Below are 1,106 nucleotides of genomic sequence, written 5' to 3' on the forward strand. Positions count from 1 at the left end.
TTCCTTGCCAGAATGTTGAAGACGGCGGTGCTGGGGTGACCGCGTTTTGACAGCTCGTCGTAGAGCGGTTGCCCCCGGCGACACCGCTTGAGCCCCATTGCAGCCATGTAGAGCATCTGGCGCAGCATCGGTGCGCCCTGTTTGGACAGCCGACGTCGTCCAGTTCTGCCGCCAGACTCGTTGGGCCGGGGATCCAGGCCGGTGCAGGCAATCCATGCGTTGGCGTTGGCCAACGGCCAGCGCGTCATGTAGTAAATCAGGTGGGACGCGACGGCAGGGCCGATACCCGGGATGGTCAGCAGGCGCTTGTAGAGCGCGCCATGCTCTCCATCGCGGCCCAAGCGCTGCAGTTCGCTTTCCAGCTCGGACAGCGTCCCAGCCAGAGCGCAGAACAGATCTGATAGCTCCCCAGGGTCACTTTTGCTTACCCCGAAGGATTGCTCCAGGCGCGCGCGCGTCTCCACCAGCGCTCGCCGCTTGCGCAGCAAATCATGCATCTGCTGCTGCTCGTCGGTACGCGGTACGTATTCACGCAGGCGGTCGCTCTCCTTCTTCACATAGCGGGCGATCGCTTGGGCATCCATGGCATCTGTCTTGCCGCGCGAGCCCGTCGCCCGAGCGTAGTTCTTGATCAGCCGTGGATCGATTACATAGACAACGTGGCCCGCCTGGCCAGCCATCCGAGCCAACAACTCGTAGTACCGCCCCGTCGCTTCCATGCCAATCCGGCATCGCTGGGGCAAGGTTTTGAGCCACTTGGCTATGCCGGCCCGGGTGTTGGCGACCCTGTCACCGGCCTTGCGGTCGGCCACCGCCGGCACGAACTCCTTGGAGTCCACGTCCACGCCAATATCGAGAGAATCAGACATTTGTACGGCTCCCAGCTATCTTTAAAGGGCTGGGGTGGTACCGCACCGACGTTAGCTTGCCTACATCGACGATCCCCTTTGGGGGCCGTACGATCCTTTATCGACGTTCGTGTGCGGGATGGGGATCGCTCGACTCGTCTGTCGGCTGGTATCCGCAGATGCATGCTTGACGGTCCCTCCACCCTGGCTCCTACATACAGCGTAGGAGCCGGGAGGAACATACAAGCCATGCTCGAC

1 protein-coding gene is annotated in these 1,106 nt (G+C 62.1%); it reads right to left on the bottom strand.

Going from position 1 to position 1,106, the window contains the following annotated elements; translation table 11 throughout:
- A partial coding sequence (locus N5D20_RS24665; RefSeq protein ID WP_197580049.1) for a transposase occupies nt 1-869 on the bottom strand: 869 nt, incomplete at its 3' end.
- Between the last annotated feature and the right edge of the window lie 237 nt (nt 870-1,106).

Source organism: Stenotrophomonas sp. GD03877, from assembly GCF_029840555.1.
GTDB lineage: Bacteria > Pseudomonadota > Gammaproteobacteria > Xanthomonadales > Xanthomonadaceae > Stenotrophomonas > Stenotrophomonas geniculata.